A 24,010-nucleotide genomic window follows, 5' to 3' on the forward strand; every position below is an offset into this window, starting at 1 on the left:
GCATGAAGATTGCGCTGTTCGGGACCAGTCATTGGCACGCGGAAATGCACCTGGACGCAGCCCGCGCGGCGGGGGCGTCGGTGGTCGGCGTATGGGACGAAAACCCCGCCCATGCGGCTGCCTTTGGAAAGAAACATGCCCTGCCGACGGTGGAGGATATGAGCGACGGCCTGATCCTGGCGCCGGACCTGGTCGTGCTTATGGGTCATCCGACCACCCTGCCCGCCCGCGCGCAGGCACTGATCGAAGCCGGCATTCCCCTGATTCTTGAAAAGCCCGCTGCCAGCAACACAGCGGCCATCGCGGACCTGGCGCAACTGGCCGCAAAAAGAAAAGGCTTTGTCGGGGTGCCGCTGCCCAACCGCTTCGGGCCGATTTTCCATGCTCATCGTCAATTGCAGGAAGCCGGTCGCGCCGGCAGGCTCGCCCATGCCAGTTTCCGGCTGGTGAATGGCCCGCCGGGGCGATATCGGCAGGATGCCGTGGGCTGGCTGCTCGACCCCGCCATTGGCGGCGGTGGCGCCCTGCGCAATCTGGGCATTCACGGCGTCGATGCCGTATTGAGCCTGGCGCAGGGGCCGGTGACCCTGGTCTCGGCCAGTGTCGGCAATCGCATCCATGACGAGGCCGTGGACGACCATGCCCTCTTGGTGCTGACCGACGCGGCCGGCACGCTGTTCACCGTCGAGGCCGGTTATACCTATGCCTCGATGGCGCCCGGCGGCGAATTCGAATGGCGGCTGGTCACGGCGAACGCCACCCTGGTGGACCGAGGCGACAATGCCAGTAGCGTGACGCTGGATGACGCGAGCACGCGCGCGTTGCCGCCCGAACCGACAGCCACCCGCTATCGGCTGTTCATGGCCGATACACTGCAGCGCCTGCGCGACGGCCGCCCACCGGCAATCACCCTCAACGACTATCTCGCGGCGATGACCCTCATCGATGCCGCATATACAAAGGCAAGATCATGATTGGAATTGGTATCATCGGGGCCGGACATTTCGGCGCGGTGCATGCAAAGGCAATGGCCGAGGTCGACGGCGTGCAGCTCGTCGCCAGTTGCCGGGAAGACCGGGCAGCCGCCGAGCAGTTCGCGCAGGAGCATGGCGGCAGTGCCTATTCCGACTGGCGCCAGCTTCTCGCTGATCCCAAAGTCGATGCCGTAGTCATTGCCACGCCGCACCACCTGCATGAAGAGATCGCGATCGGCGCGGCCGAGGCCGGCAAGCATATCCTGCTGGAAAAGCCGATGGCGCCGACCACCCGTGCCTGCGATGCCATCAATGCGGCTGTCGCCAAAGCGGGCGTGCAGCTTATGGTCGGCCATGTGATGCATTTTGCCCTGCCCTGTCTCAAGGCGAAGGAGGTCCTCGACTCCGGCGTGATCGGCAAGCCGGTGCTGGGATCGAGCTGGATGATCAAGTTGTGGATGGAGAGCAATCGTCGCGACTGGCACAAGAATACCGCCTCAGGCGGCGGCATGCTGATGACCGCCGGCATCCATGCGCTGGACCGGTTGGTCTGGCTGATGGGGCAGGACGTGGTGGGCGTCAACGCCCTGGCCGGCACCTTCTTTCACGAGCAGCAGGCCGATGACAGCGCGCTGATCGGGCTGCGCTTCGCCAATGGCGGCATCGGCCAGGTGCAAAGCGTCGGCTACCGCAATGGCGCGGTCGGCTTTGCCATGGACCTGGTCTGCGAAAGCGGCACGCTGCGCATCGATTTCGACAAAGGCGTTTCGATCGGGCGCGACGCCGTCTGGACGCCGGTGCCGGATTCGATCGAGGCCGACTGGATGCATTACGCGGTGGTGCGCGAATGGCGGGCCATGCGCGACGCCATAGCCGGCATCGCGCCCGTGCCCGTTGACGGTGCGTATGCCCGCCAGATTGTGGGAATTATCGAAGCGGCACATCAGGCCAATGACCAAAAGCGGGAAATCGGGATCGGCCATGGCTAGCCAATCGACCGGGCAGCTCGCCCGAGCCTATATCGCGGCGCATCGCGACCCGAGCAAGCCGGTGCCGGCCGCCGCCTTGCAGGCGCTGGACGCCACCGGCGCCATGGCGGTGCAGGGCGAAGTGCTGCGGCAATTGGGCGAGACCGCCTCGGTGGCCAAGGTCGCCGCGCCAGCCGGGGGCCCAGCCCTGGCCGCGCCGATCATCGATAGCTGGGTCACCAGAAGCGGCGGCACGCTGCAACTGAATGGCCGCAATATGATGGGTCTCGAAATCGAGATCGCCGCCGTCCTCAAAAGCGATATCACGCCCGATATTGCGCGCCAGGGCAAGACGGCCGTGCTGGCGGCGATCGACCATTTCATCGTCGGCATAGAGCTGATCGGCACCCGTATCGACCAATATAAGCACGCTGGCGCGTATGGCTCGCTCTCCGATTTCATGGTGACGTCGGGCTATGTGACGGGGGCACAGGTCATCCCTACCCTGCCCGAAGTCGATGGTCTGCTGATCACGCTGGAAACCACCGCCGGCACCACCCAACTTGGACCGGCCAAACTCCCCTTTGGCGGTGTACTCGAGCCCATCATCGCCTATGCCAGCGCCCCCTTCGACCATTTCGGCGGACTGCGCGCCGGCATGGTTGTCACCACGGGCTCCCTATGCCCGCTCATCGAGGTCTCGCCAACTGGCACCTTTGCGCTGCAACTGGGCGATTTCGATCCGGTCTCATTGACCCTATCCTGATATCGCGCCGCTCAGTGCATCTACTAGCCGACGGTTCTTTGCTATCAAAGCAATTCCGGACGCTCTCAATTTCGTCAAGCGACAATGAGGGGGGCATTGCCCGCACGGTGGCGACACCACGGCGATCCGCCGGTGCCGCCAAGTTCAGGTTCCTTCATTGCTCGGACGGGTTGAAATAATATTGCGCACCCCTAGTGCCGGTCCCGGGCCTCAGCCCGACTTCGGTGTTGTCGTACCCGTGACCGAGCATTAGACGACGGTCCGAGGCTGCCCGAATGCCTGAAAGCAGCGTCAAAGCGAATTCTCGGAAGCGGAAGTTGGGCAAATGGCGATACGAGGCTATCTGCATAGACAGACTTGACGCCAGTTCTCCACATCGAATGCCACTTTGTCGAAGTCCCCGTATCTGCTCAGCAACTCGAAGCCATTATGCTGAAGAAGGAGTGGTAACTCCTGAGGGTATATCTGCCGCATATCCACGCTTGTGTGACGAAACTCGGGTTCGGTGACGGTGGACCAGTACCAGTCGGCATGACTTACTTGCGTGATGGGGTTGTAGCGGATCGTCTCTTCAACAGAGATTTCGCCGAGCAGGCTATGCGAGAACTTGCCAACGTGCTGGCGCTCATCGGGATGCCTGCTCAACATGTAAGCGCTCGGGACAAAAATATCGAAGGCCAGGAGACCGCCAGGAGCCAGGTGGCGGCGAATGGCGGCGAATGCCCGCGCAAAATCCTCCGATGTGTGCAGGTGCAGGAGAGAGTTGGCGGCGACGATGACGCAGTCGAAAAGCGCATTGAGCTCCAAGTCCCGCATATCGAGTTTGACGAAATGCACGTCGAGCCCCCGGGTTAGGGCGCGGCTTTCAGCCTTTTCGATCATTATTTCGGACAAGTCTGCGCCAGTAGTCTGCGCACCACTTTCGGTCAGAGGAATGGTGAGCCGACCTGATCCACATGCCAGTTCCAACACTGTCCTGCCAGGTCCGCCGGCGATGTCGACGTAAAAGCGTTCCATTGATTCATCTCTGGGTGAGACGAGATCGTAAAGGTCAGCATCGTCATAGAGTCCGGGCATCGTCCCTCTCCCTCGCTTCGAGAAGACGATAACCGCATCAGGGAGAGTGCGGTTAATCACGGCCGCTTTTGGCTGCAGCAATCAGTAAATGCAGACTGTCCCCTCACCACCCCGACCTAGCCATTGGAGAGACGGGAGCTCAATCGGTTATTAGGTTTTTCTTATGCGTCGGGATGGCCGGACTGGGGCGCTTGCCTGCTGGGGGGGTCTTACCAGCTGTAGCTTATGGTGTGTGATCACTTGGCTAAAGCGCCTGCCGGGCCTATTAGCCATGCATGAACTTTCCTGCTCCCCTCGCTCGCCTTCTGCCTCATCTCGTCACGGTCAGCCCGCTTGAACGTCTTCGCGCCGCGGGTGGTGCCGCGATCGGTATTTTGATCGTAGGCATTATCGGCATGCTGACGCTGCCGGCGCCCAGTGCGCCGCTGCTTATCGCTCCCCTGGGCGCTTCTGCTGTGCTTTTGTTTGCCGTGCCGGCCAGTCCGCTGGCGCAGCCCTGGTCCGTCCTCGGCGGTAACGTGATCGCCGCTGTGGTTGGCGTTACCTGTAGCCTGTTCGTGCCCGAGCCCTCCGTTGCTGCCGCGCTCGCTGTTGGCACCAGCATCGGCCTGCTCCTTACGCTTCGATGCTTACATCCACCGAGTGGCGCAGTAGCGCTTACCGCTGTGGTTGGTGGCCCTGCGCTTCAGGACTTGGGATATTGGTACGTTCTCTGGCCCGTTCTTGTCGGTTCGCTCGCCCTGTTGCTCGCAGCGGTCGCCTATAATCGGTTGACGGGCAAGGTCTATCCGCACGTCGTCCCGGCCAATCCTCTAGTCGTTTCAGCTGGCCAATCTGGCGGTCTCGGCGTCACCGTCGCGGATCTCACGAGTGCCATTCGCGAGCGCGACGAGGTTGTGCCCGTCGATCCACAAGACCTCGAAGATATGTTGCAGCGTGCCGAAGTCCTGGCCTTTAATCGCCGTTCCGGCGATGTTATCGCTGCCGCTGTGATGTCGCAGGGTGTTGCTTCTGTTGGCCCCGGCACCTCCCTCCGGGTCACGCTTAAATTGCTGCGCAGCAATGGTGTCAAAGCCGTGCCTGTGGTCAATGCCAGTCGCCGAGTCGTCGGCATCGTCACCCAGACCGATATTCTAGACAAAGCCGATTGGGGCCCCTCCGCTACCGGATCCGGTCTCGGCTGGCGCCTACACTCGGTTACCAATTCGGACCGTCCGCTGCGTGGCAAGGCGCGCGACGTGATGACGAGCGATGTGCATTGCGTCCTTACCTCGACCCCAATCGCGAGGGTGGTGCAGGTCATGGCCGAAACCGGCCACCATCACGTTCCTGTCGTGGATAGCGAAGGCGTGCTCGCTGGGATGGTCACCCAGTCAGACGTCGTTGCCGCGCTTTTTAGGGTCAATCAGTCCGAATTGGCACTGTCAGCCTGAAGCACCCGAAGATTGCAGCCATTTGCTTTGTTCGACCAGTTGAACGTTAAGGGAGGGCGACTTGGGGACGCGGCTATGAGGTGTGTGGTGGGACTTTAGTTGGACAGCTAGGGCAGAGTGAATCAGCCTCTGCCCGACGTCTGTTTCAAGCTGGCCAGCCTGACGGACTGTTTGGCCGTTTGGACCGTACCGGCGAGCACATCAAGAAACGAGCCATCTTCAGTATGTCCGCGATCTGCATCCCCGCGCCCAAAACCGGACCGTCCGCAAGCCACCCCCGATTAGACGTCTGCCCTTGCCGATGGGCATGTCCGCTTTTGGGATTTGGTGTGACAGCGCTGAACGGCAGGAATGGGGCGTTTGGGGACGCAGGTGAACGCGTCCCCACGCCTTGTCACCGAGGTGGTGCTGTCTTCCAAAGCGAATAGAAGACACCGCTGGCCAAGATCACCGCAGTAACACCCAGTGACCACTCAGCGGGGAATTTCTCCCAGCCCAGGAAGTCCGCCACGAAGATCTTCGATCCGATGAAGACCAGCAGGATCGCCAGCGCCTGCTTGAGATAGGCGAAGCGGTGGATGATGGCGGCCAGAGCGAAATAGAGCGCGCGCAGGCCAAGGATCGCGAAGATGTTGGACGTATATACAATGTAGGGATCGGTAGTGATGGCGAAGATGGCCGGCACCGAATCCACCGCAAAAATCACGTCCGCAATCTCGATCATGACAAGGGCCAAAAAGAGCGGCGTCATATACCGCTCCATCCGCCCGGTCTTGGGGTCGAGCTGGCGCACGAAGAAGCGATCGCCGTGCAGGCTTTCGGTGACGCGGAAGCGCTTCTTCATGAACAGCAGGACCGGATTTCGGCTGAGGTCGGTCTCCTCGTGTCCAGCCATCAGCATACGGACGCCGGTGAAGATGAGGAAGGCTGCGAAGATATAGAGCACCCAGCCGAACTCGGACACCAGCGTGGCGCCAAAGCCGATCATGATCGCCCGCAGGACGATGACACCCAGAATGCCCCAGAACAGCACGCGATGCTGCAGGTGGCGGGGGATGGCGAGATAGCCGAAGATCATGGCGATGACGAAGACATTGTCCATGGCGAGGCTTTTCTCGACCACGAAACCGGTGAGGTATTCGACGCCCGACTGGGTGCCGAGCTGCCACCAGACAAAACCGCCAAAGGCCAGGCCGAGGGCGATGTAAAAGCCCGAGAGCAGCAGGCTTTCGCGCACTTCGATTTCGTGCCCGTCCCGATGCAATACACCCAGGTCAAAGGCCAGAAGGGCCACGACAAGGCCGAGGAATCCCAGCCACATCCAGAGCGGCTGGCCAAGAAACAGGCTGGTCAGGATATCCATCGACAGGCCTCCCCGCTGCGGGCTTCAAGCGACCTGAGGCTCACGATGCGCCCCCCGGTAGACCGAGAGCACTTTCGACACGGTGCAGCGCACCCAGTTCGACCGGATGCACCAGCCCATCGGCCGTGATCACCTGGTGGCAAATCTGGCGGATGGCGTGGCGCTCTTCCATGCTGATGGTGCTCGCCGAGAGGCTCGCTAGGGCACGTTGGTCGGCGGAGACGGGATCGTAACCATAGGCCCGGCTATGCTCGGCCAATTCCTGTGCGAGTTCGGCGACTGAGAAACCCGTCATGGCCGGACTGGTGATGAAGGCTTCCACCAGCGTGCGCCGCTCGGCCAGTTCAAGCCGGGCATCGGCATGGGCGATTACAGCGACGGAAGCGACGAGAGCTTCGAAGAACGCCTCGGTTCTTGCGCGGCCCGCATCATGATGCATATCGCGTGCATCGGCGTCCTGGCGGGCCCGGAGGCGGGCGCCCCGCAGGAAAAGATCGTCCTTGTCAGTATATCTGTTCTTGCTCATGCATATCTCCTCTCAAAGTGCCGCTCGAAAGGGCTGAGGGAGTGCGCATGGAGACCTTGGACGACCATCGGGCACCACACGCAGATGCCCGCGGGCCCTGCCGAGGTGATCCGACATCGCGGGGCGGCATGGCCGCCGACGCCAGAGGGGCCCGGTCACGCCATCGAGATTGGTGCGACCCGTTGAAGCAACAAGAGGGCGACGCAAAATTTTTCGTCACGCCGGCCAAGGCGAGGCGGCGGCGATCAGCTCTTCGGCCACTGGGCTCTGAAATTGTCGCTGGAAAGTGAGGGCATAGAAGGTTTCTTCGATGCCCGGCAGGCGGACGACCTCGCGCAGGCTGCCGGCATCGAGTTCGTCGCGCACGACGATTGCCGGCAGGGGAGCAAGGCCGATGGCCTCGCGGGCCATGAGGCGCAGCATGGCCATGTCGTCCACCTCGGCCACCACTGACGGCAAGATATCGAGGCGGGCACAGAGCGCATCGAATTCGGTGCGGATATTGCTGGCACCGGTCGGCAGGATCACACCATGGGCCCTGAGCGCCTCGGCAGGGGTTGTCGCCGCGCAGACAATTGCCGGAGAACCGAAGAGGCTGATCGGCTGCCGCGCCAGCCGATGGGCCACAAGGCCATCGGCATAGCCGGTACCGGGTGCGGTATTGCAGAGGACAACATCGAGATCCAGCCGGCGCAGCATGCCGGTCAATTCCACCAGGCTGCCTGATGTCAGCACGACCTCGAGGTCAGGACGGCCGAGACAGGGTCGCAGGAAGTCGATCTGGAAATTGCGCGACAATGTCGCAAGGGCACCCACCCTTAGCACCTGACGGCGCCCGGACCCCACTCGCAGCGTTGTCAGCAAGTCCTCGCCCATGTCGAATATGGCCTGGGCATGGTCGCGGGCGATCCGCCCCGCCTCTGTCAGCACCAGGCGCCGTCCCACTCGCTCGAACAGGGCGTGACCTAGTCGGGCCTCAAGCGTCTGGATCTGCGTGGATAGTGCAGACTGCGACACGGACAGGTTATGCGCCGCGCGGGTCAGGTTGCCTTCGCTGGCCACGGCCAGGAAATAACGCAGATGATGGAAGTTCAGCGAGGACATAGTTCGGTTTTAGAGAATGCTTCTATTTATTCAATGAATTTTATCGAACGAAAGCTTTGCGCTAGAGCGGCTCCCACCCTGAACCCACGTCCGGTCTCGTCATGCAAAGTCTGTTCTCGCCCGCAATCCTGTTCTTCGCTCTGGGCCTGTTTGCGGCGCTGCTCCGCAGCAATCTGCAAATCCCCGAAGCAATCGGTAAGGCGCTCGCGATCTACCTGATGGCGGCCATTGGCCTCAAAGGTGGGGTGCAGGTAGCCGACAGTGGCTTTACGCCCCAACTCATCTTGGCCGGCATCGCGGGTTTGGCGCTCAGCCTCCTTCTTCCGTTTCCGGCATATTGGTCCGTAAGGCGACTGGGCCGGCTCGACAGGATGAACGCCGGGGCCGTCGCCGCGCACTATGGGTCCGTGTCTGTGGTCACCTTCGTGACCGGTGTTGCAGCACTGGAAGCGGCCGGACTTGAGGTCGCCGGCTTCATGGTTGCGGTGCTGGCCCTCATGGAGGCTCCAGCCATTCTGGTTGGCCTGTGGCTGGCCCGGCGCGCCTCGAGCATCCAGACGCATGGATTGGGGCAGCACGTCTCCCACACCCTGCGCGATGGCTCGATCCTGCTGCTGGCGGGCGGGTTCATCATTGGGCTCATTGCGGGGCCCACAGGTTTCGAGCCGGTTCGCCCAGTCTTCGAGGGAGCGTTCGGTGGCATACTCTGCCTGTTTCTGCTCGACATGGGCCTCGTAGCGGGGCGACATCTGGCAGGTACCGGCGGCGTCTCGCCAAGGCTCGTCGTCCTAGCAATTGCGCTCGCTGTTACCAATGGCATGGTCGGCCTTTTGATCGGCATGGGCATCGGACTCGATGCCGGCTCTGCCGCCGCGCTGGCCATCCTTGCGGGCAGCGCCAGCTATATAGCAGCGCCGGCCGCCATCAGGATGGCACTGCCTGAGGTCGATCCCGGCATGCCTCTTACCATGTCCCTTGCCGTCACCTTCCCCTTTAACGTTCTTGTTGCAATTCCGCTGCTAACCGGACTCGCAGGATTTCTACCTTAAAGGTCCACGATGATCAGGATTCGGAGCGGCTGATTTCAGGCACGCTCTACTGGGTTATGAACGTCCAATTTGGGGCGCGTTTCTGACAGCACTAAACGGCGTTCATTCTTTGCTAACCAAGCGCGGCCTGCGCCCTTTGTCCTGCCGGGTTCGGTTGAGACATTGTCCAGATGGCAAAGGAGAATCGCCGATGCAGTTGCGCACCTTGCTTACCCTGATCGTGGGCCTGCTTTCGGCTCTGGCGCTCACAGTGCTCACCTTGGCGGCAACAGCAAATCTCGATACCTATCGCTCAGAGACGGCGGAAACAGCGGTCAGGGTCAGATCACAGGCGCTTGGAGCTTTCCTGGCGCGCAGTCTTTACGAGGAGTGGCGGCAGATTGAAAGGTCAGCTGAGACCATCCAGGACCTCAGCGACGCGGACAAACTGCAGCAAATGATAGATGCCATGGGCAGCACGGACGAAAAACTGTCCTGGCTCGGCGTGGCTGCGGCGGATGGAACCATTCTCGCTAGTAGCCGAGGCATGCTGCTCGGAGAAAATGTTGCGCAGCGACCATGGTTTCAGCAGGGACTGATCGCTCCGTTTGCGGGTGACGTGCATGAAGCGGTCCTTCTGGCACGGCTTATGCAGCCGGAAGGCGATGAACCGCTTCGGTTCGTCGACTTTTCTGCGCCGATCCGCAGCGCGGACGGCGAAGTCATCGCCGTGCTGGGGGCGCACGTAAATTGGCGCTGGGTGAGGACGCTGGTTGAGGAGGCTGCACAGCTGCTCGACCTCGACGTGTTTATCGTCAACCGCGACGGTACGATCGTCCTTTCTACTGCGGCCATCGAGGAGCGGACGGCAGAGATGAATTCCATTTTGGCCGCGCGACGGGGTGTCCGTGCGGTGTTTGAGGAAACCTGGCCGGACGGGCAGGAGTACCAATCCTTCACGGTGCCGGACCTCGCTTACGGCTCGCTTCCACCATTCGGATGGGGCCTCGTCGCACGCCTCGACCCTGCCCTGCTTTCTGGCCCGCAGCAACGCTTCCAGACGCAACTGGCGCTGGGTGCTGTGCTCGCCACCCTGTTCATCGCAACACTATTTTCATTGATTTCGGGTGGCATCATCCGTCCGTTGCGCCGCATCGCCGGCGCTTTGTTGGCGGAGGTCAAGGGCGAGCCAACCGACTATGTCCGTGAACACCGGCGCTTCAAGGAAGTCCAGACGCTTTCAGAAGTTCTCGCACGGCTGCAGTCGGATGCGGCCACTGACCGGCGCTGATTTCGCTATCGGATCGTACCAGCAATCACGCGCCTGAGCAGCCCCGCGCCCATGCCCGCCATTGTCACCGCACCCGTACCAGGCGCGCCGCTTTGCGTGTGCAGCTTTTCCACCAGCAATTCCCGCTGGTCGGCGGTCATAGATATGTCGGCCTCCACTGTCGCGCCAATCGACTGCCTGACGCGCGCACCGAATTGCCCCACCCCGGCAACGCTCATCTGGAATTCCGTGTCCAGAGGTAGCGTCAAGCCGCGCAGGCGAACTGCTTCCTGATGAATATCCTCGAGCCAAGTGTTCCATTCTCGGTCTCCAGCTTTGACAAGCACGCGTTCGGGCCGCATGCGCAGGATCGAAGAGGTTCGTGGGAGTTCCACACAGACCAACATGGTGCCCGCCAGAACGAAGAGATTGTAGAGCGTCCAGAACAGGATCACCGCTTTCCCCTCACCGGCGCGTGCATCAAACAGTTCATTTGAGACCAGGCCAATCAAAAGCCCAATTACCGTCAGGGCAAAGAGAAGAACAAAGCGACGCATAATGGTCCATTGCACTACTATGCCCCCTCGGGCTCCGCCCTTCATCGTTACCTTGAACGCATGACCACGAGGCCGGACCAAGCCGGTTAGGGCGGCGCGGGTGATGTCCCAGGCGCCGACCAATTGGCTGATGTCATTGACGATAGGGACGAACATGCCCACCGAGACAAAGTTCAGGAAGATCATCGTCGCAAGATAATAGGGCACGAAATAGTAGATGATGTCGGTCATTTTGGCGTCCACCACGATGGCGCCAAAGTACCAGTAGAGCAGTGGAAACAGGATGCAGGCTAGCCGGAATGGGAACGTGGTCAGCCAGTAGGCCGCCGAATCCAGAATGCTCCAGCGGTCTCGCCAGCGCAGTTTTTCGCGACTGAATGGGCCGGCGTGGCTATGGACGATTTGCATCAACCCAAGACACCAGCGAGCCCGTTGCGTGATGTATTCCTTCAGCCCCTCCGGCGCAAGGCCCTCGCTCAACGGCTCGTTGAGATAGACCGTGGCGTATCCATGCAAAGCAAGGGTGGAGGTCAGAAGGTAATCTTCAGTGACGCTCGCGGTAGGAAAGCCGCCGATCTCCTCGAGTGCAGACCAGCGCACGATCGAGGAGGTACCACAACACACGGCTAGCCCCCAGGCGTCGCGCGAGGGCTGCATGTAATCGAAAAAGAAGCGCTGCTCGTCGGGGTAGGATCGGCTGATACCAAGATTGTGCTGGATGGGGTCGGGATTGAAGAAGTGCTGCGGCGTCTGGACCAGTCCGACCTTTGCATCGGCGAAAAGCGCCAGACCTCGTCGCAGAAAATCGCGATGAGGGACAAAGTCCGCATCCAGCACGGCGACAAAGGCCGGCGGACAACCTCCGGCTCGTAACATGCCAAGGGCATGGTTGATGTTGCCGGCCTTGCTATCCCGGTTGTCCGGCCGCGTGATATGAATGACCCCAGCCTTGCGGCAAGCCTCCGCCAGCCATTCACGCCGGCCGTCATCGAGAACATAGATGGTCTTGTTCGGATGATCGCAGGCCATCGCACCAATGATCGTCCGCTCAAGAACCGCCCATTCCTCATTGTAAGTGGCAATGAAGACGGCCACTTCTTCCGTAGGTGCTGTAGAGCTGGCCAACAATGCGTCGACATCGGGTGTGCGGTTGCGGTGCCGCGACAAAAGGATGAAGGCGGAAATGCTCGAGACAACCGTGCCCGCCTCGATGGCAAAGAACGACCAACTGGCGAACGCATCGAGTGTCCATCCTGGGTCTGCCAAGGTCTCCGTCATGCGCCAGAACAGATAGCGAAGACTGAACCCAATAGCCGCAATCGCGACAATAATGCGAACAGGAACAAGTTCACGGCGGAAGAACGGCAAGATACTGACAGCCACACCCACCAGCAGAATGCTGGGTGCAAGAACAACGAGCCATTCGGGCAGGACGGGCATCAGAGGCCGATCCCGCTGAGAAGCTCACCGAGCCAGTTTGCTGGACCCTCGCTAAAGACCACGCGACCACTCTTGCCGATGGGGCAAGAACCGCCAGAGCCAGGCAATACGCCCTCAAGAAACACCGCGTATCCCTCCATTTGGCGGATGGTCGGATTAACCGCGAGCGTTTCATAGACGGTTCGCGGCCCCGTGCCGGCGAGCAGGCTGATCGTCATCTCCGCAACGCCGCCATCATGAAATCGGAACTGTGCCACGTCACCCGGCTGCAACTGATTGTAGAGCCTTTGATCGACCGTGGCGTGAACGAATAACGCCTCGCAGTCGGCAATTCGCGCGAAAGGCTCGCCTCTGGGCAAATACCCTCCACTATGAGCGGCCAGGCTCCAGATTACACCCGTGACCGGCGAACGTAGTGCGGCAGAGCTGGCGGCAACCTGCTGACCGCGCATAGCCTCCCGAGCCTCTTCGTATGCCTTCAACCGCTCAAGCGCCTGATCAAGGACCACAGGTGAGATTTCTGGATCCGCCTCATAGGCTCGCAGATCGGCAGCGGCCTGAAGCCGGCCATCGAGAATCCAGGCGATTTCACTATTGTCGTTTCGTTGTTGTGTTGCCGTACCAACAACCTCACCCGCAGAAATCCGGCCGCCGACTGGGGCTGTCGAAATTTGAATTGTACCTTCTAGGGGCATTCGCAAGGTGGCAAGCCGCGTGTTGACATAAGCGTTGCCGCTGGACCCCACCAATTGCTCGCCCACAATGATGTAGAGGGCGAAAATAATGGCCAACAGGCCCACGATACGCAGCGCGTACTTCAAGGCAGTCTCCTTTGACTGATTCTGTCCTGCGAGCCCCGTGCCACCCTCGCAAGGGGTATTGAACGATGACTTGCAGACACTGATAAAATTGGAGCAATCCATTTGATGGACCGGCAATCCGCCAGTGACAGAGTGAGCGGGCTGTTGGGAGTAGTCCGTCTTGCCGCGTGTCCAGAAGTCCGAATTCCTTATGACCTGCATTCTCGCGGCCATCATCGTGGCTGTCTTCGGCGCCCTGTGTCTCCGCGTGGCGTCTAGCGGCGGCCCGGAGTGGCTTGAAGGCCAAGAATTCGGGGTGTTCCTCAAGCTGACCGGAGTCACCATCGCGGCCGCAATCGCTGAAATCTGCTGGCGCGCCGTTCGGACGACGCGGACCGAGGAAAGCTCCTAGCCGCAGTTCCGGAATACTGATCAGCGCAGCACTGCCGGCCGCTATTGTTGCCGCCAGCTGATTTAGCGTCCGGTTTTGGGCTGCCTGTTCAAGGCCTCCAATGGCTGAATTGGGGCGCAAACAGGATGGTCTGGAATGACCTGCGAATGCGCTCTTAACTGACGATCCCCGATGTCCGTTAACCCTAGGCGCCAAATACGCGTGACAATCCCAATAGCTCTGCCACGCCAGAAACCGAGTCCACCCGGACTGATGGAAGGCATCCCGGCCTGTTGGTGCACGACAACATCTTCGACGTGGACAACGATACCCTCCAGCGCAGTCTCGAGTCCCTACTCACTCGTGCGCCTTTCGAGGACGACCGGCAGTACATTCTCACCCTGAACATTGACCGCGTGGAACACTTCCGCAAGGAGGTCTGGTACGGTGAGTTGGAAAGAAGCGTCGTCGCATCCTTCACCAAGAGTCGGCGATTCTTAAATACGCAATATCAGGAAGTATGACTGCTGGCGTGTGCAGTACCGACACGTTGGTTTTGCCGGGGCAATCGGGCAATTGGGATCGTAATTTGACTAGCAGTTCTGGGCCAGACATTGCCATTCGCCCAGACTCGGGCGAATGACGAGAACGGGTCGACACCTCCCAGGCAGAAACGCGCCCCATACCAGACATTGAGACCAGAGTTTGCATTTCCAGAAAGCTGCCATCTCAACGAGGATTGGGCGCGTGCGTGTCGCTCGTCATCGCTATGAGGAGTGCAACATTGGATGCCGATAGGGGGTCAATGTTCCGGCCCGACTGACAGTTGGATAGTCGCCGCTTGGGAATGCGCTTCAGCTTGACATCGCGGTCCGCGCGCCACCACTATCGGAAATTATCCAATATCCTATAGGATATCAGGTGCCGCATTTGGATTCCGAGTTTTTGCACCGGATGTGTTCCGGCATCCTGGAGAATGTCGGGGTCCCACAGCATTCGGCGTACCTGCAGGCCGACGTCTTGATGGAGGCAGAATTGCGCGGCGTGCCCTCGCATGGACTGTTGCGGCTGCGGCGGATCATCGAGCGCATTGAGAATGGTGTCATCGACCCCCAGTCGGCGGGCAGGCATTCGTGGCGCCGGGAGGCGTTTCTTGATGTCGATGGGCAGAATGGCCTTGGCCCGGTCGTTGCTGAGCAGGCCCTGACTTTGATTACGGAGCGGGCGCGTCGCACGGGAATCGCCTTGGCGGCGGTGCGCAACTCAAATCACATCGGCATGCTCGGCTTCTATGCAGAGCGGGTGGCAAAAGCGGGCCAAACGGCCCTGGTCTTCTCTACGAGCGAGGCCCTTGTCCATCCTTGGGGCGGGCGTGCAGCACTTTTGGGCACGAACCCTATTGCCATTGGCGTGCCAACAGGGGGTGAGCCTTTTGTAATGGACACGGCCACCAGCATTGTCTCCATGGGCGAGGTTCACGACCGCGCCCTTCGCGGCGAGCCGCTGGAGCCGGGATGGGCACTGGATGGACGTGGTGAACCGACGACCGATGCGGAAGCCGCAAAGTCTGGGTCTCTCGCGCCATTTGGCGGTGCCAAAGGCTATGCACTCGGCTTGGCCTTTGGACTCCTTACATCGAGTCTTGCTGGTGCCGCGTTGGGGCGGTCCGTGCACGGCACACTAGATTCCAACGAATTTTGCAACAAGGGCGACCTGTTCATCGTCATTGATGGTCCCAGTGCAATGCTGGCGGACTACCTCAGGCAACTGCGTGACGCTGAGCCGGCGGCGGGTTTCGATCGCGTATTGATACCGGGGGAACGCGGCAGGGCCTGCCGCGCTGATCGACTCCGCAATGGCATCCAACTTGCCGACAGCGTTTGGCAGGACCTGCAAAGTATGTCGCTCCACATCGGCACATAGCAAATGTGGCCAAAGGGCGCCGGCCCACCCTGGCTGCCGGGGTAGAGTAAAGCCGCGTCGGCCGCACCATACGCTTAGGCGAACCTGGGCAATGATCGGAAAAACCGGCCTCGACCCAGCAGTCTCATCGCCTGAAGGTCGTGCCGTTCAGCCACGCAAATAGACAATTGCCTAAAAATGCGACGCGTGTATCATATTGATATGACCGTCTCACAACCGCCCAGAGCCAGAAATGTAGCGCCCACCGCCGCCGAAAGCGGTGTGAAGACGCGTACGCGACGTCTGATGCTCGATACTGCGGTCAACCTCATGCAATCCGGCCACACGCCTTCGGTGGCGGGGGTGGCCAAGAGTGCAGGCGTATCTCGAGCGACTGCCTATCGCTATTTTCCCAGCGAGGCAGCATTGGTTCATGCCGTTGTGGACGAGGCGATCGGTCCGATCCTGCAATGGGCGCCACGCGGCACGGGCGTCCAAGATCGGGTCGCCGATTTGCTCAGGACAGCGATGCCCCGCATCGAGGAATTCGAGGCCACCTTCAAGGCTGCCTTGCGGCTCTCGCTCGAACAATGGGCGCAAAGGCGCGCGGGCACATTGGGCAGCGAACCCCAGTTTACGCGTGGCCATCGCGTGGACCTGCTGATGCAGGCGACGGCACCGCTTGGAGAGACACTGCCGCATGATCGTCAGCTGCGACTGGCCCAAGCCCTGTCCCTGGTGTTCGGTGTCGAGGTCCTGAACGTCCTCAAGGACATCTGGGGGCTCGACCAAAGCCAGGCGGAGGACGTGGCTCAATGGGCCGCCAAAGCGCTGGTCAATGCCGCTGAAGCGGAAGGGGCGGTGAAGTCGTCGACCGCGAACAAGACAGCCGAACACACGCAAGATGTGTCAGCAACACCCGTCCGGAAGACGGGCGACTAATTTGTGCACACAGCGGCTCCTGCACCGCAATGGCGGGGCAGCCTGACCAATGCTGGAGCGCAGATGACGGGGAGGCATGAGGGTCCGAGACATCGGTGCCAGCCTGCGACCCAGTGAGGGAGGGGATGACGATCAAGGGGGGGCATGAGGCTCAGATCGATCGGCATCCGGTGAGACGCGGAACACTCTGCTGGCTCACGAGCGAGAACTGTGCATGTGAGGGAGATCATAAATGCGCAAGACTATGGTTCGACTACTGGCCGGCGTCAGCCTGACGGCCATGGGCGGCTTTGCCGTCCAGGCCCAGGAGCTCACGATCCTGTGGGCTGAATGGGACCCGGCGAGCTATCTGCAGGAACTGGTGAACGAATACCAGGCCGAAACCGGCGTGGCCGTCACCGTCGAGACGGTGCCGTGGCCCGATTTCCAAACCAAGCTCTTCACCGAACTCAACGCCCAGGGCTCGGCCTATGACCTGGTTGTCGGCGACAGCCAGTTCCTGGGTGCTGCCTCGACCGGCGGCCACTATGTGGACCTGACCGATTTTATCAACGAGCACAACCTGACCGAAGTCATGGCTCCGGCAACCATGCAGTACTATTCGGAATATCCGGGCGGGTCGGGCACCTATTGGTCGGTGCCGCTGGAGGGCGATGCGCTGGGCTGGGCCTACCGCAAGGACTGGTTCGAAGACCCGGCCGAAATGGCCGCCTTCAAGGAAAAGTACGGATACGACCTGGCTGTCCCGAGCGACTTCAAGCAACTGATCGACATTGCTGAATTCTTCCATCGTCCCGATGAAAACCGCTACGGCGCTGCCATCTACTCGCAGAACCAGGGCGACGCCATCGTCATGGGGGTCGAGAACTCCGTCTTTGCCTATGGCGGGTCCTTTGGTGACTACGAAGACTTCCAGGTCACCGGCCTGGTCAACTCGCCGGAGTCCATCGAAGCGCTGGAGGACTATCGCAAGCTCTTCACCTTCGGCCCTCCGGGCTGGGGCAATTCGTTCTTTGCCGAGGTCAACACCGCCATGGCACAGGGCCAGGTGGCGATGGGCATGAACTTCTTCGCGTTCTTCCCCTCTCTGGTCAACGAAGCCACCAATCCGCATGCGGCAAACATGGGCTTCTTTGCCAACCCGCCCGGTCCGCGTGGCGACGACTTCGCCGCTCTGGGCGGTCAGGGTATCTCGCTGATCTCCTACAGCCAGAACCAGGAAGAGGCGATGAAATTCCTGGAATGGTTCGTCAAGGAAGACACCCAGAAGCGCTGGGCCGAACTGGGTGGCTACACGGCCCACGCCGCCATCCTTGAATCGGAAGAGTTCCGCAACGCGACGCCGTTCAACGAAGCCTTCTTCCAGACCATGTTCAAGGTTCGCGATTTCTGGGCTCTGCCAGAATATGCCGAGCTGCTGACCGAAGCCGCCGACGCCTTCTACCCCTATGTGGTCAACGGCGAAGGTGACGCCAAGACAGTCATGGACAACCTGTCTGCGACCTGGGTTGAGACCCTGCAGGCGGCTGGCTACGACGCCAAGTAAGCGATCTGCCGGGGGGATCGGCAACCTCCCCCCGGTCATTGCCCATCGGGGGACCCGGCTTTGACCACTCTCATTACCACGCTCGATCCAAAATCACGTGCCGCGTCTCGTGGATGGAGCGATACCACCATCCGGAACGTCTTCGTCATTCCCACGGTGGCATTCCTGATCATATTCAACGTCTTTCCGTTGCTCTATTCGCTCGGATATTCCTTCACGGACTTCCGGGCATCGAGCAAGGCAGAGGTCAATTTTGTCGGCTTGAAGAACTATATGGATGTTCTCGCCGACCCGGTGATCTGGCGGACCTTTTCGACAACGCTATGGTACGTGATCGTCTCGGTGACCGGACAGTTCGTCGTTGGCTTCGGCCTGGCGCTGCTGCTCAACCGGCCGCTGCCTTTCAAGGGCCTGCTGACCACGCTGCTGATGCTGCCGATGATGCTCTCGCCGGTCGTGGTGGGGCTGTTCTGGAAGCTGATCTACGACCCGTCCTGGGGCATTCTCAACCATGCCCTGCGCCTGGGCCCCGTGGCCTGGCTCAGCGATGCCAATCTGGCGCTTTATGCGGTGGCCATCACCGACATCTGGATGTGGTCGCCTTTCGTCATGCTCCTGTCGCTGGCCGGTCTCTCTGCCGTGCCCAAGCATCTCTATGAAGCGGCGTCCATTGACCGGGCCGGCAAGCTCTACACTTTCTTCCGCATCACCTTGCCACTGGTCGCCCCGATCCTGCTGATCGCTGTGATCTTCCGCACCATGGAGGCCTTCAAGACCTTCGACATCGCCTTCGTCATGACCGGCCAGCCGGCGGCTGAGCTGATCTCGTCCCGCCTCTACAAGATGGCCTTCCAGCAGTGGCAGACCGGTCCGTCCTCGGCCCTGGCCTACATCATCCTGATCATGGTGCTGTGCATCACCAACATTTACGTCAAGTATTTGAACAAGGCGAAGGAGCGCTAGGATGGCCGTCGTTTCAACAAAGGCCGGACGGCTCGGCAATCGCCTGGCAATCGCAGCCGTCATCGTCGTCACACTGATCTTTCTGTCGCCGATCTACTGGATCACTTCGACAGCCTTCAAGCCGCTTGTCCTGGCGACGTCGGTGCCACCCACCGTGTCGTTCGAGCCAACAATTGCGCCTTTCGTGAAGCTGTTCACCAAGCGGGCCCAGTTGACCACGCCGGTCGATCCGGAAGTCTATGAGGCGGCGCCCTGGTGGGAAAAGCTGATCCTCGACGGCGGCGAGCGGCTGTCGCGCGACGGCAATGGCGAAGTGGTCTACTCCGCCTATCCGGACCGTTTCGTCAATTCGCTCATCATCGCAGTGACCTCGACCTTGCTGGCCGTGTCCATGGGGACGATCACTGCCTACGGTTTCTCGCGCTTCAGGGTAAAGGGAGAGGCCGATCTTCTGTTCTTCATCCTGTCGACCCGAATGTTGCCACCCATCGTGGTCGCCATTCCGATGTTCCTGATGTATCGGGCGGTCGGGCTCAATGACACCCATATCGGTCTCATCATCCTCTACACCGCCTTCAACGTCTCATTCGCCGTCTGGCTGATGAAGGGTTTTATCGACGAGATCCCGAAGGAATACGAAGAAGCGGCTTTGGTCGATGGCTATACGCGCATGCAGGCCTTCTTCAAGATCGTGCTGCCCGAAGCCGCCACCGGCATCGCGGCGACGGCGGTATTCTGCTTCATCACGGCGTGGAACGAATATGCGTTCGCGCTGATCCTGACCAACCGCAGGGCCCAGACCGCGCCTCCGTTCATTCCCAGCCAGGTCGGTACCGGCCTGCAGGATTGGACCGTGATCGCGGCCGGAACTGTGCTGTTCCTCCTGCCGGTCGCCATTTTCACCTTCCTGCTCCGCAATCATCTGCTGCGCGGGATGAGCTTTGGTGCCATTCGCAAATGATCAGCCGAGAGTTCAACAAAAAGTACTTTGGTCCTGGATCCATCGCTTTGATGGTGGCTGGTATCCTATTCCTGTGCCAGCCCTGGATCGGCTTCCTGCATGCCTGGAGCGTGCTGGTGATGCTGGTGGGACTGATCGCGTTCAACGTATCCGTTCACATTCCACCGCCGGAGCCGGCAGTGGACGAGGACGACACCGGACCGGTTTCCGTGTCCCAGGCCGTGGCCTCAGGTGGTGCACATGACTGAAATACAATTGCGCAATATCGACAAGCACTTCGGCCCCGTCCACGTGATCCGCGATGTGAGCTTGACGGTGAAGGATCGCGAGTTCGTCGTGTTCCTCGGGCCATCGGGCTGCGGCAAGACCACGACGCTGCGGGCTATTGCCGGGCTGGAAGACATCGACGCGGGCGAAATCCTGATCGATGGCAAAGCGGTGCAGAACATCCATGCTTCCGAGCGTGACGTGGCCTTCGTGTTCCAGAACTACGCGCTCTATCCGCATCTGACGGTCTACGAAAACATGGCCTTCCCGCTTCGTGCAGTGCGCGAAAGCCGGGCCTCGGTCGACGCGACGGTCAAGTCCGTGGCGGCGTCACTGGGGATCACCGGTCTGCTCAACCGGCGGCCCTCGGCACTATCCGGTGGCGACATGCAGCGCGTGGCCATCGGCCGCTCACTGGTGCGCCGGCCCAAGGCCATCCTGCTCGACGAGCCGATCGGTTCGCTCGATACCAAGCTGCGCGAAACCATGCGCGTGGAACTCAAGCGCCTTCATGTCGAGAATGGCTCCACGTCCATCTACGTGACCCATGATCAGGTCGAGGCCATGTCCCTGGCTGACCGCATCGTGGTCATGAATGAGGGCTTGCTCCAGCAGGTCGGCAGTCCCGACGAGGTTTACCGCTATCCGGCAAACCTGTTCGTTGCGCAGTTTGTGGGGAGCCCGGTGATGAATATCGCCGACGCGACCGTAATGGGCGACACAGCTGAAATCAGCATCCGCCTTGGAGGGTCGGGGCCTGAGTTCGCCTTCCCGGCGGCCCTGTCGGGCAAACTGGCCGAAGCCGGAGCCGACCGGAACGGCCTCAAGCTAGGCGTCCGTCCCGAGGGTGTGCTGCTTTCGCGTGACCCGCAGCCAGGCTATGCCGAGGTAACCGTCGGTATCATCGAGCCGCTCGGCTCGCATGACATTGTCGATCTCGATGCCGGCGACGTCGTGCTGCGCGCTCGGACCAACAGCGGCTTCGTTCCCGGATCGGGCGCGAAGGTCTGGGTCCGCATCGATCCGGCCCAGGCGCATTTCTTCGACACCAAAACCGGACGTTCGCTGGGGATCAGGTTCTGATGGCACATATTCAACTCAGGGGCATCTCCAAGTCCTTTGGAAACCACGCTGCCCTCAAGGACCTCAATCTCGAAATCGCCAATGGCGAATTCTTCGTGCTTTTGGGCCAGACCGGCGCCGGCAAGACCACGACGTTGCGTCTGGTGGCCGGACTCGAAAAGCCGACGGCGGGACAGATCTTCATCGATGGTCAGGACGTGGGGGAATGGGGCGCAGCCGAGCGCGACGTGGCGCTGGTGCTCCAGCAATATTCACTTTATCCGCGCTACACGGTGCGGGAAAATCTTGCCTTTCCGCTGAAGTCGCCCATCCGCAAGGTGGGGCAGGCCGAAATCGATGCGCAGATTGCCCGTGTCGCCAAGACGCTTCGCATCGAACACCTGCTGGACCGCAAGGTCGACCGCCTCTCGGGCGGGGAGATGCAGCGTGTCTCGATCGGTCGGGCGATCGTGCGGCAGCCGCGTGTCTTCCTGATGGACGAGCCTCTCTCAGCACTCGACGCCAAGCTCCGCGAGGCCTTGCGGACGGAACTGAAGAACCTGCAGGTCAAGCTCGGCGCGACCTTCCTCTTCGTCACGCATGACCAGACCGAGGCTATGTCCATGGGCGACAAGATCGGCGTGCTCAACAATGGGCACCTGGTCCAGGTCGGCACCCCGCATGAGATCTACAACAATCCGGTCAACACATTCGTGGCCAGGGCCGTCGGTTCACCGCCGATGAACCTGCTCCATGGCACGCTGGCCGATGGTTCGGCGATCATGGCCGGCGGCCAGCGTCTGCCCTATGCTGCCGGCATGGCGGCATCGCAGCCGCTCACCTTCGGTATTCGCCCCGAAGACGTGTTCCTCGAATCCGGGGCTCCCGTTTCGGCACGCGTCCATGACGTAGAAAACCATGGCGTTGCCAAGATTGTCACCCTGCGCTCGGGGGACAACCTGGTTCACGCCACCGTGCCAAGTCAGACCCAGTTGGCCATCGACGACGAGGTCCGCTTCTCCTGGAATGCCGACAAGGTGGTGCTCTTCGACGCCCAGAGCGGCCTCAATCTGCGCCACGCGAGCTGATGTCGAAAAGGCCGGCGCCGCCTGCGGGCGGGCCGGTCGCGCTCTCTGCGCCAATATTCAGAACAAATGAAACTCCCCGATGGAAACCACCGGGGAGCCGAACGACATGTTGGTCGCTGGTGGAAGGTCAGTGCCGGATTTCAGTGCCGAGAACCTTGAGGCAATCTCGCATGAACGCGGCCAGTGCCGTCCAGCCCTTGGCGGATACCATGTTCCCATCGATCAGCGAGTCCGTCGGCGACAGATCGACATAGGTGCCGCCGGCCAAGGTGACTTCCGGCTCACAGGCGGCCAGCGCGCCCACCCGCTTGCCGCGCACCACACCATCAACCGCAATCAGGATCTGCACGCCATGGCAGATGGTGAAAATGGGCTTCTTGGTATCGTGGAAATGCTTGACCATCTGCTGGATGCGCTTGTCGGTCCGGATATATTCCGGCCCGCGCCCGCCGGCACAATAAACCGCGTCATACTGGTCAAGCTGCGCCAAGGCCTCGGAGAAGGTCTTGTTGATGTCGGCGTAGTGTCCCAGCTTTTCGGTATAGGTCTGGTCGCCCTCGAAGTCGTGCAGGGATGTCTTGATGCGGTCGCCGGCTTTCTTGTCCGGGCACACCACATGGACCGTATGGCCGACCGCCATCATGCCCTGCTGATAGACGAAGATTTCATATTCCTCGGTGAACTCACCGGTCAGCATCAATATCTTCTTGCCAGCCATTCTCTGTTCCTCCTTGTTTCAGATCATTCGGCAAACGCAGTGTGTGCATCGCAAGGTGTGATGCATATCTGGTCAGGTCAGGCGAAAGCCGGCAGAAGCCGGGTCCTCGAATTCTGGATGTGAACAAGCATGGCTTCGCGCGCCAACTGAGGATCGCCGCGCCGAAACGCGTCCAGCAGGGCCTCGTGCTCGTCCAGGGCCTCCACGGTCACCAGCCGGTGATACATCAGGCGAAAGATGTGAAAATGCGTGTGCTGCATGCGCAGGACATCACGCATCAGCCCATTGCCGGCCATCTCCAGGATCTTGTCGTGGAATTCGGCATCCTGCCGCGCGAAATCGGAATATCGCAGCTGTTCATCGGCCCCGTCGTCGTCCGCCATGACCCCGGCGAGTTGCTGCAATGCTTTCAGGCCCGCCTCATCCATGTGTGCCGCCGCCTTGGCCGCCGCTTCCGGCTCCAGCATCAGGCGCAGTTCGTAGAGCTCGTCGAAGCGTTCCCGGCTGACCTGCGGCGCGGCGCGATAGCCCACGAGGTGGGCGCGCACGACCAGGCCCTCGCCCTCCAGCCGGCCCAGAGCCTCGCGGATCGGGGTGTGCGAAACATTGAACTCCCGCACCAGTGTGTCGACGGTAATCCGGGCCCCGGGCGCGATCTTGAGGGACATGAGCTGCGCAAAGATCGCGTCATAGACATTGCCCGCCAGGCTGCTGGGGCGTGAGAACCCTGCCGGTGCCAGGCCTGGTTGATTGATCTCCGTCGATTTCATGACTGCGGCTCGCCTCTTGACATGACCGATGATCTAGCAGGATGGTGTCGAGCCGACAATACTATATCTTATACGATCCTATATCGGGAATAGG

General features: G+C 60.8%; 23 protein-coding genes. 15 read left to right on the forward strand and 8 right to left on the reverse strand.

Translation table 11 applies throughout. The features are described 5' to 3' along the window. Positions 1-2 precede the first annotated feature (2 nt). The 3 genes from MQW79_RS08965 to MQW79_RS08975 are packed head-to-tail and all read left to right on the forward strand — an operon-like array spanning position 3 to position 2,708. Entirely contained in the window at positions 3-974 is a 972-nt protein-coding gene (locus MQW79_RS08965; protein ID WP_126148574.1) for a Gfo/Idh/MocA family protein, read from the forward strand. Next, entirely contained in the window at positions 971-1,963 is a 993-nt protein-coding gene (locus MQW79_RS08970; RefSeq protein WP_476588086.1) for a Gfo/Idh/MocA family protein, read from the forward strand. The genes MQW79_RS08965 and MQW79_RS08970 overlap by 4 nt, the downstream gene beginning before the upstream one ends. Continuing rightward, entirely contained in the window at positions 1,956-2,708 is a 753-nt protein-coding gene (locus tag MQW79_RS08975) for a hypothetical protein (protein ID WP_476588088.1), read from the forward strand. Before MQW79_RS08970 ends, MQW79_RS08975 begins: the two co-directional genes overlap by 8 nt. A gap of 339 nt (positions 2,709-3,047) precedes the next feature. On the opposite strand, the gene MQW79_RS08980 is transcribed toward MQW79_RS08975, so the two are convergent. Next, positions 3,048-3,785 carry a class I SAM-dependent methyltransferase gene (locus MQW79_RS08980; protein WP_476588089.1) on the reverse strand — a complete coding sequence of 246 codons (738 nt, stop codon included), beginning with the start codon at positions 3,783-3,785 and terminating at the stop codon, positions 3,048-3,050. 275 nt (positions 3,786-4,060) lie between these two features. On the opposite strand from MQW79_RS08980, the gene MQW79_RS08985 reads away from it, so the two are divergent. Next, positions 4,061-5,218 (forward strand): HPP family protein, encoded by a 1,158-nt coding sequence (locus MQW79_RS08985; RefSeq protein WP_476588091.1) that lies wholly within the window; start codon positions 4,061-4,063, stop codon positions 5,216-5,218. A 394-nt stretch (positions 5,219-5,612) separates the two neighbouring features. On the opposite strand, the gene MQW79_RS08990 is transcribed toward MQW79_RS08985, so the two are convergent. From MQW79_RS08990 to MQW79_RS09000, 3 genes are all read right to left on the reverse strand, one after another. Then, positions 5,613-6,587, reverse strand: a complete 975-nt coding sequence (locus MQW79_RS08990; RefSeq protein WP_476588208.1) for a TerC family protein — start codon at positions 6,585-6,587, stop codon at positions 5,613-5,615. Positions 6,588-6,621: 34 nt separating this feature from the next. Then, entirely contained in the window at positions 6,622-7,107 is a 486-nt protein-coding gene (locus MQW79_RS08995) for a TerB family tellurite resistance protein (RefSeq protein ID WP_476588092.1), read from the reverse strand. A 216-nt stretch (positions 7,108-7,323) separates the two neighbouring features. Next, positions 7,324-8,211, reverse strand: a complete 888-nt coding sequence (locus tag MQW79_RS09000; protein ID WP_476588093.1) for a LysR family transcriptional regulator — start codon at positions 8,209-8,211, stop codon at positions 7,324-7,326. A 101-nt stretch (positions 8,212-8,312) separates the two neighbouring features. On the opposite strand from MQW79_RS09000, the gene MQW79_RS09005 reads away from it, so the two are divergent. Continuing rightward, positions 8,313-9,260 carry a sodium-dependent bicarbonate transport family permease gene (locus MQW79_RS09005; protein ID WP_476588094.1) on the forward strand — a complete coding sequence of 316 codons (948 nt, stop codon included), beginning with the start codon at positions 8,313-8,315 and terminating at the stop codon, positions 9,258-9,260. 190 nt (positions 9,261-9,450) lie between these two features. After that, on the forward strand, positions 9,451-10,530 hold the full coding sequence (locus MQW79_RS09010) for a cache domain-containing protein (RefSeq protein WP_476588096.1): 1,080 nt from the start codon (positions 9,451-9,453) through the stop codon (positions 10,528-10,530). Between the two features lie 5 nt (positions 10,531-10,535). Here MQW79_RS09010 and MQW79_RS09015 read toward each other — a convergent pair whose 3' ends face one another. Continuing rightward, positions 10,536-12,506, reverse strand: a complete 1,971-nt coding sequence (locus MQW79_RS09015; protein WP_476588097.1) for a glycosyltransferase family 2 protein — start codon at positions 12,504-12,506, stop codon at positions 10,536-10,538. Continuing rightward, the gene (locus tag MQW79_RS09020; RefSeq protein ID WP_476588098.1) at positions 12,506-13,327 is read right to left on the reverse strand and encodes an HlyD family secretion protein; all 822 of its coding nucleotides are present in this window, start codon (positions 13,325-13,327) and stop codon (positions 12,506-12,508) included. Before MQW79_RS09020 ends, MQW79_RS09015 begins: the two co-directional genes overlap by 1 nt. A 160-nt stretch (positions 13,328-13,487) precedes the next feature. Between MQW79_RS09020 and MQW79_RS09025 the strand changes: the two genes are divergently transcribed. From MQW79_RS09025 to MQW79_RS09065, 9 genes are all read left to right on the forward strand, one after another. Beyond that, entirely contained in the window at positions 13,488-13,718 is a 231-nt protein-coding gene (locus MQW79_RS09025) for a hypothetical protein (RefSeq protein WP_476588099.1), read from the forward strand. A gap of 909 nt (positions 13,719-14,627) precedes the next feature. Then, positions 14,628-15,620, forward strand: a complete 993-nt coding sequence (locus MQW79_RS09030; RefSeq protein ID WP_476588101.1) for an Ldh family oxidoreductase — start codon at positions 14,628-14,630, stop codon at positions 15,618-15,620. 177 nt (positions 15,621-15,797) lie between these two features. Next, positions 15,798-16,541: a TetR/AcrR family transcriptional regulator gene (locus MQW79_RS09035; RefSeq protein WP_476588103.1), complete on the forward strand. Its 744-nt coding sequence runs from the start codon at positions 15,798-15,800 to the stop codon at positions 16,539-16,541. A 232-nt stretch (positions 16,542-16,773) separates the two neighbouring features. After that, a complete protein-coding gene (locus tag MQW79_RS09040; protein WP_476588105.1) occupies positions 16,774-18,087 on the forward strand; it encodes an ABC transporter substrate-binding protein in 1,314 nt (437 codons plus the stop codon). A 60-nt stretch (positions 18,088-18,147) separates the two neighbouring features. Next, the gene (locus tag MQW79_RS09045; protein ID WP_476588106.1) at positions 18,148-19,050 is read left to right on the forward strand and encodes a carbohydrate ABC transporter permease; all 903 of its coding nucleotides are present in this window, start codon (positions 18,148-18,150) and stop codon (positions 19,048-19,050) included. 1 nt (position 19,051) lies between these two features. After that, a complete protein-coding gene (locus MQW79_RS09050) occupies positions 19,052-20,011 on the forward strand; it encodes a carbohydrate ABC transporter permease (RefSeq protein ID WP_476588107.1) in 960 nt (319 codons plus the stop codon). A gap of 50 nt (positions 20,012-20,061) precedes the next feature. After that, positions 20,062-20,259 carry a hypothetical protein gene (locus MQW79_RS09055; RefSeq protein WP_476588108.1) on the forward strand — a complete coding sequence of 66 codons (198 nt, stop codon included), beginning with the start codon at positions 20,062-20,064 and terminating at the stop codon, positions 20,257-20,259. Beyond that, on the forward strand, positions 20,252-21,361 hold the full coding sequence (locus tag MQW79_RS09060; RefSeq protein ID WP_476588109.1) for an ABC transporter ATP-binding protein: 1,110 nt from the start codon (positions 20,252-20,254) through the stop codon (positions 21,359-21,361). Before MQW79_RS09055 ends, MQW79_RS09060 begins: the two co-directional genes overlap by 8 nt. Continuing rightward, positions 21,361-22,428 (forward strand): ABC transporter ATP-binding protein, encoded by a 1,068-nt coding sequence (locus MQW79_RS09065; RefSeq protein ID WP_476588110.1) that lies wholly within the window; start codon positions 21,361-21,363, stop codon positions 22,426-22,428. The genes MQW79_RS09060 and MQW79_RS09065 overlap by 1 nt, the downstream gene beginning before the upstream one ends. Positions 22,429-22,555: 127 nt before the next feature. Here the strand turns inward: MQW79_RS09065 and MQW79_RS09070 are convergent, their stop codons facing one another. Next, a complete protein-coding gene (locus MQW79_RS09070) occupies positions 22,556-23,146 on the reverse strand; it encodes a DJ-1/PfpI family protein (RefSeq protein ID WP_476588111.1) in 591 nt (196 codons plus the stop codon). Between the two features lie 77 nt (positions 23,147-23,223). Next, entirely contained in the window at positions 23,224-23,916 is a 693-nt protein-coding gene (locus tag MQW79_RS09075) for a GntR family transcriptional regulator (RefSeq protein ID WP_476588112.1), read from the reverse strand. Between the last annotated feature and the right edge of the window lie 94 nt (positions 23,917-24,010).

The organism is Devosia sp. Micro-HW1 (assembly GCF_056341075.1).